A 6,396-nucleotide genomic window follows, 5' to 3' on the forward strand; every position below is an offset into this window, starting at 1 on the left:
CTGGGGGCCGACGCCGACGGCGCGCGCCTGGCCCTGCTGGTGCTGCGCGACGAGACCGATTCCCGACGCAGCGAGCGCACCCGGGCCGACTTCCTGGCCAACGCCAGCCACGAACTGCGCACGCCACTGGCCTCGCTGTCGGGTTTCATCGAGACCCTGCGCGGCCACGCCAAGGACGATGTCGGCGCGCGCGACAGGTTCCTGGGCATCATGCAGGCCCAGGCCGAGCGGATGGCGCGGCTGATCGACGATCTGATGAGCCTGTCGCGGATCGAGCTCAACGAGCACATCGCGCCGCTGGGTCAAGTGGACCTGGGCATGGCGACGATCGACGTCCTGGACGCCCTGGCGCCCCAGGCCAAGGACAAGGCCGTGACCTTCGACCCCGTCCTGCCGCCGCGCGGCGCGGCGGTGGTCGAGGGCGACCGCGACCAGATCGTCCAGGTGATCCAGAACCTGGTCGACAACGCCATCAAGTACACCCCGCGCGACGGCGTCGTGCGGGTCGAGATCTTCTCGGGCCTGACCGCCGACATGGCCGCCGCGCCGCGCGATTCCGCCGCCGCGCGCATGTCGCTGCTGACCCCCGACCACGCCGTCGACGAGCGCTACGCCTCGCTCTGGGTCAGCGACCGGGGGCCGGGCCTGGCCCGCGAGCACCTGCCGCGCCTGACCGAGCGGTTCTATCGGGTCGAGGGCCAGAAGAGCGGCGAGCGGTCGGGCACGGGGCTGGGCCTGGCCATCGTCAAGCACATCATGAACCGCCACCGGGGCGGCATGACGGTGGAGAGCGTGCAGGGCGAGGGCGCGACGTTCGGGGTCTATTTCCCGATGGCCCGGGGGGCGGCCGCTCAGGAGGCGCCGGAGAGCGTGAGCGCGTCTTCGTAGCGCGTCCCTCCGTATCCGCCCTTCCTGTCATAAGGGCGGGAAGGCCGGCTTTCGGGGGAATGCCTAGTTCGCCAAAGGCCTGAAAACCCGCCGCTTCGGACGCTGTCGCAAAACTGTCGTCAAAACGTCGCATAAGGTCAGCGCCCGCCCGGCATAGATCGGTTGGGCGGTACGGCGCGCTGTGCGTCGTGATCGCATCCCTTCGCGCAAGACCCCGCCGCACGCATGCTGACCTGGCTCTCGCTCCTGTTTCTCGTCCTGTTCTCGGGCGCGGCCTTCATGGCCGGTCGAGGCCGCGCGCTGAAGTCCTCCGGCGGCTCGGCGGCCAAGCTTCACTCGCTGCCGAACTATTACGGCCTGTACGCCGCCCTGTGGGCCGGCGCCCCGGCGGCGCTGCTGCTGCTGCTGGGCGCCACCTTCGGCGGCCGGGTCGAGGACTCCATGCTGCAGGCGCAGCGCCCGGCGGTCGTCCAATCCCTGACGCCGGACCGCCAGGACGTGTTCTTCAGCGACGTCAACGCCGTCGCCAGCGGCCAGGCCGCCAGCGAGGTGACCTATGACGGCCCCCTGAAGGCCGCCTTCGACGCCAAGGTGGTCGAGGCCAAGCGCATCGACGGCATCGTCAGCTACTCGGTCCTGGGCCTGGCCGGCCTGCTGGCCCTGGCGGGCTTCCTGCTGGCCACCCCGCGCATCAACACCGAATTCCGGGCCCGCAACCGGGTCGAGGGCTGGATCGCCGGCGTGCTGATCGCCTGCTCGATCGCCGCCGTCCTGACCACCGTCGGCATCGTGATGTCGCTGATCTACGAGAGCTGGCGCTTCTTCGAGAGCGTCTCGCCGCTCAGCTTCCTTTTCGGCACCGAATGGGCGCCGCAGATCGCCATGCGCAGCGACCAGGTGGCCTCGTCGGGCGCTTTCGGGGCCGTGCCGCTGTTCGCCGGCACCTTCCTGGTGATGTTCATCGCCATGCTGGTGGCCGCGCCGATCGGGCTCTACTCGGCGATCTACCTGTCGGAATACGCCAATCGCGGCCTGCGCTCGACCATCAAGCCGCTGCTCGAGATCCTGGCCGGCGTGCCGACCGTGGTCTACGGCTTCTTCGCCGCCCTGACCGTGGGACCGCTGTTCCGCGCCTTCTTCAACGGCATCGGCGAGCAGCTGGCCGGCGGCCCGATGGACGGCCTGGCCCAGTATCTGATGCAGGTGCAGAACCAGATGGCCCTGGTGGCCGGGGTGGTGATGGGCATCATGCTGATCCCCTTCGTCTCCTCCTTGTCCGACGACATCATCAACGCCGTGCCCCAGTCGCTTCGCGACGGCAGCTACGCCATGGGCGCGACCAAGTCCGAGACCGTCAAGAAGGTGGTCCTGCCCGCCGCCCTGCCGGGCATCATGGCCGCCATGCTGCTGGCCGTGTCCCGCGCGGTGGGCGAGACCATGATCGTCACCATGGCCGCCGGCCTGCAGGCCAAGCTGACCGCCAACCCGCTGGATACCGTCACCACCGTGACCGTCCAGATCGTCACCCTGCTGACCGGCGACCAGGAATTCGACAGTCCCAAGACCTTGTCGGCCTTCGGTCTGGGCCTGACCCTGTTCGTGGTCACCCTGGGTCTCAACATCATCGCCCTGCGCATCGTCCAGAAGTACCGGGAACAATATGACTGACGCGGCTATCAACTCCGGCGCGCCAGCCCCCAAGGCCGCCGCGCTCTCGACGCGCGAAGCGCTGCTCAAGAAGCGTCACCGCTCGGAAAAGCTGTTCCGCGCCCAGGGCGTCGCGGCGATCGTGATCGCCATGATCTTCCTGGTGGTGCTGGTCGGCCGGATCGTCACCCAGGGCTACTCGACCTTCGAGACCCACACCCTGACGGTGCCGGTCTATCTGAACCCCGAGCGCATCGACGTGGCCGCGCTGGAAGGGGTCAATTACGACTACATCGTCGCCGAGGCGATGATGAAGAAGCTGGGTGTCCAGGACGACGACCTGGGCACGACGTCGGGCAAGATCATGGACCTGACCTCGCGCGATTTCGGCAACCAGCTGCTGCAGATGATCAAGAAGGATCATTCGCTGATCGGCAAGACCGTCAACGTCACCGGCTCGGTCAAGGCCGACGCCGACCTCTACTACAAGGGCGAGATCAAGCGCTCGACCGCCGAGGAAGACCGCAAGCTGGACAATCAGCAGCTGGACTGGCTGGACACGCTGCGCAAGGACGGCACGGTCAAGGCCGGCTTCAACACCAAGTTCTTCACCAACTCCGACTCCACCGAGCCCGAACAGGCCGGCGTCTGGGGCGCGGTGATCGGTTCGGCGATGATGCTGATCATCACCGCCGTGATCGCCATCCCGGTGGGCGTGCTGGCCGCGGTCTATCTGGAGGAGTTCGCTCCGAAGAACCGCTGGACCGACGTCATCGAGGTCAACATCAACAACCTGGCCGCCGTGCCGTCGATCGTCTACGGCCTGCTGGGCCTGGCCCTGTTCATCAACTGGCTGCACGTGCCGCGCGGCTCGCCGCTGGTCGGGGGGCTGGTGCTGGCCCTGATGGCCCTGCCGACCGTGATCATCGCCACCCGCAGCGCGCTGAAGGCCGTGCCGCCCTCGATCCGCGAAGCCGCCCTGGGCGTCGGGGCCTCCAAGGCCCAGACCGTCTTCCACCACGTGCTGCCGCTGGCCATGCCCGGCGTGATGACCGGCGCCATCCTGTCGCTGGCCCACGCCCTGGGCGAGACCGCGCCGCTGCTGATGATCGGCATGGTCGCCTTCGTGCCCGGCGCGCCGGAGAGCTTCAGCAGCTCGGCCACCGTGCTGCCTGTCCAGGTCTTTATCTGGGAGAACGCTTCGGAGCGCGCCTTCCACGAACGCACCGCCGCGGCCATCATCGTGCTGCTGGTCTTCATGATCGTCATGAACGCCGCCGCCGTGATCCTGCGCCGCCGCTTCGAACGCCGGTGGTAGACTGATGACCTTCTTCAATCCCCTCGCTTCATCCCTTTCGCTGGGACACGCCATGCCGACCGAAAACCGCGACGACACCATCGCCGCCGCCCAAGCTCCGTCCCTGGCCTCGGCGATCCCCGCCGGCCACGGCAACGTGTCCACCAGCGAGTTCAAGATCCGGGCGCGCGACGTCAACGTCTTCTACGGCGACAAGCAGGCGTTGTTCGACGTCAGCCTGGACGTGCCGGCCAAGTCGGTCACCGCCTTCATCGGCCCGTCGGGCTGCGGCAAGTCGACCTTCCTGCGCTGCATCAACCGGATGAACGACACCATCCCGTCGGCCAAGGTCCAGGGCTCGATCGAGATCGACGGCGCCGACGTCAACGCCAAGAGCGTCGATCCGGTGGTGCTGCGCTCGCGGGTCGGCATGGTGTTCCAAAAGCCCAACCCGTTTCCCAAGACGATCTTCGAGAACGTCGCCTACGGTCCGAAAATCCACGGCCTGGCCACCGGCAAGGCCGAGCTGGAGGCCATCGTCGAGGGCAGCCTGAAGAAGGCCGGCCTGTGGAACGAGGTCGCCGACCGCCTGCACCAGCCCGGCACCGGCCTGTCGGGCGGCCAGCAGCAGCGCCTGGTCATCGCCCGCGCCATCGCCGTCAGCCCCGAGGTGATCCTGATGGACGAGCCCTGCTCGGCCCTGGACCCGATCGCCACCGCCAAGATCGAGGAGCTGATCGACGAACTGCGCAATCAGTTCTGCATCGTCATCGTCACCCACTCGATGGCCCAGGCCGCCCGGGTCTCGCAGAAAACCGCCTTCTTCCACCTGGGCAAGCTGGTCGAGAGCGGTCCGACCGAGGAGATGTTCACCAATCCTCGCGACACCCGCACGCAAGACTACATCACCGGCCGCTTCGGCTAACCGGTAGGATCATCCAGCCATGACCGAACATACCGTCAAATCCTACGGCGAAGAACTGAACCACCTCACGGCCGAGGTCACCCGCATGGGCGGCATGGCCGAGGCCCAGGTCGCCGACGCCATCGACTGCATCGCCCGCCGCGACGCGCCCCTGGCCCAGCAAGTGGTGGCCCGCGACGAGCGGCTCGACATCCTGCAGGCCGAGATCGAGCGCAAGGCGTTCCGCCTGATCGCCCTGCGCCAGCCGATGGCCGTGGACCTGCGCCACGCCGTGGCCGCCCTGAAGATCTCGATGAGCCTGGAACGCTGCGGCGACATGGCCAAGAACATCGGCAAGCGCGCCCTGATCCTGACCGAAGCCGACCCGATGACCGCCCTGACCCGCTCGATCGAGCGCATGGGCAAGCTGGTCCAGGGCCGTCTGAAGGACGTGCTGGACGCCTACACCGCCTCGGACCTGCAGCGCGCCATCGGCGTGTGGGGCCGCGACGAAGAGGTGGACGAGCACTACAACGCCATCTTCCGCGAACTGCTGACCTACATGATGGGCGATCCCCGGACGATCAATCCGTGCGCCCACCTGCTGTTCGTCGCCAAGAACCTCGAGCGCATCGGCGACCACGCCACCAACATCGCCGAGATCATCCATTTCGAGCTGACCGGCGAGGAGATCATCTCCCAGCGGCCCAAGCTCGACACCCTGTCGAACTGATTAGAGGGCCAGCGCAGTGACTCCGTACGTTCTGGTGGTCGAAGACGAAGACGCCCTGGCCACCCTGCTGCACTACAATCTCGACAAGGAAGGCTATGTCGTCGGCGTGGCCGGCGACGGCGAGGAAGCCCTGACCATGGCGTCGGAGCGCGCGCCTGACCTGGTGATCCTCGACTGGATGCTGCCCAAGGTCTCGGGCATCGAGGTCTGCCGCCGCCTGCGCGGCCGCAGCGAAACCCGCAACGTGCCGATCATCATGCTGACGGCGCGCGGCGAGGAGAGCGACCGCATCCGCGGCCTCGACACCGGGGCCGACGACTATGTGGTCAAGCCGTTCTCGATGATCGAGCTGACCGCCCGGGTCCGCGCCGTGCTGCGCCGCATCCGTCCGGGCCTGGCCGACGACCGCATCACGGTGGGCGACATCGTCATCGACCGCGTCGCCCACCGCGTGAAGCGCCAGGGCAAGGAAGTCCACCTGGGCCCGACCGAGTTCCGCCTGCTCGACTACCTGATGCAGCACCCGGGCCGGGTGTTCAGCCGCGAGCAGCTGCTGGACGCGGTCTGGGGCTCGGACGTCTATGTCGAGGCCCGCACCGTGGACGTCCACATCGGCCGCCTGCGCAAGGCCCTGAACGGCGACATCGACGGCGACCCGATCCGCACGGTGCGCTCGGCGGGGTATTCGCTGGACCTGGACGCGGCTTAGAGGCGAACGGCCGATCGGCTTTGAACGATACGACAGCCCTGGCCGAGAGGTCAGGGCTGTTGGCGTTTTGGGGGCGGGTTACGGGCGGCTGCGCCGGCTTCCGTTTTCGACCCTCGGTGGACGGTGGTCCGATTCAATATTATTGGCCGGCGGTTATTCAACCAGCGCGTACGCGTGAAACCTTATCGTATAAAACCTGTTCCTGTCCTCTATGTATC

Annotated in this window: 6 protein-coding genes; all 6 read left to right on the forward strand. The window is 67.4% G+C overall.

Annotated elements, in window-relative coordinates; all coding sequences use genetic code 11:
* A partial coding sequence (locus tag WAL33_RS09485; RefSeq protein ID WP_422180745.1) for a sensor histidine kinase occupies positions 1-888 on the forward strand: 888 nt, incomplete at its 5' end.
* A 225-nt stretch (positions 889-1,113) separates the two neighbouring features.
* A complete protein-coding gene (gene pstC, locus WAL33_RS09490) occupies positions 1,114-2,556 on the forward strand; it encodes a phosphate ABC transporter permease subunit PstC (protein ID WP_422180747.1) in 1,443 nt (480 codons plus the stop codon).
* A complete protein-coding gene (gene pstA / locus WAL33_RS09495; protein ID WP_422180748.1) occupies positions 2,549-3,853 on the forward strand; it encodes a phosphate ABC transporter permease PstA in 1,305 nt (434 codons plus the stop codon). The genes pstC and pstA overlap by 8 nt, the downstream gene beginning before the upstream one ends.
* Before the next feature lie 52 nt (positions 3,854-3,905).
* Positions 3,906-4,757: a phosphate ABC transporter ATP-binding protein PstB gene (gene pstB / locus WAL33_RS09500; RefSeq protein ID WP_422180750.1), complete on the forward strand. Its 852-nt coding sequence runs from the start codon at positions 3,906-3,908 to the stop codon at positions 4,755-4,757.
* 19 nt (positions 4,758-4,776) lie between these two features.
* The gene (phoU, locus tag WAL33_RS09505; protein ID WP_422180752.1) at positions 4,777-5,469 is read left to right on the forward strand and encodes a phosphate signaling complex protein PhoU; all 693 of its coding nucleotides are present in this window, start codon (positions 4,777-4,779) and stop codon (positions 5,467-5,469) included.
* A gap of 16 nt (positions 5,470-5,485) precedes the next feature.
* Positions 5,486-6,178 carry a phosphate regulon transcriptional regulator PhoB gene (phoB, locus tag WAL33_RS09510; protein ID WP_422180754.1) on the forward strand — a complete coding sequence of 231 codons (693 nt, stop codon included), beginning with the start codon at positions 5,486-5,488 and terminating at the stop codon, positions 6,176-6,178.
* Positions 6,179-6,396: the final 218 nt, after the last annotated feature.

The organism is Caulobacter sp. (assembly GCF_049283275.1).
Classification (GTDB): domain Bacteria; phylum Pseudomonadota; class Alphaproteobacteria; order Caulobacterales; family Caulobacteraceae; genus Caulobacter.

Coding starts and splice junctions, on each gene's coding strand:
- pstC (WP_422180747.1), top strand. CDS start 1,114: ATGCTGACCTGGCTCTCGCTCCTGTTTCTCGTCCTGTTCTCGGGCGCG.
- pstA (WP_422180748.1), top strand. CDS start 2,549: ATGACTGACGCGGCTATCAACTCCGGCGCGCCAGCCCCCAAGGCCGCC.
- pstB (WP_422180750.1), top strand. CDS start 3,906: ATGCCGACCGAAAACCGCGACGACACCATCGCCGCCGCCCAAGCTCCG.
- phoU (WP_422180752.1), top strand. CDS start 4,777: ATGACCGAACATACCGTCAAATCCTACGGCGAAGAACTGAACCACCTC.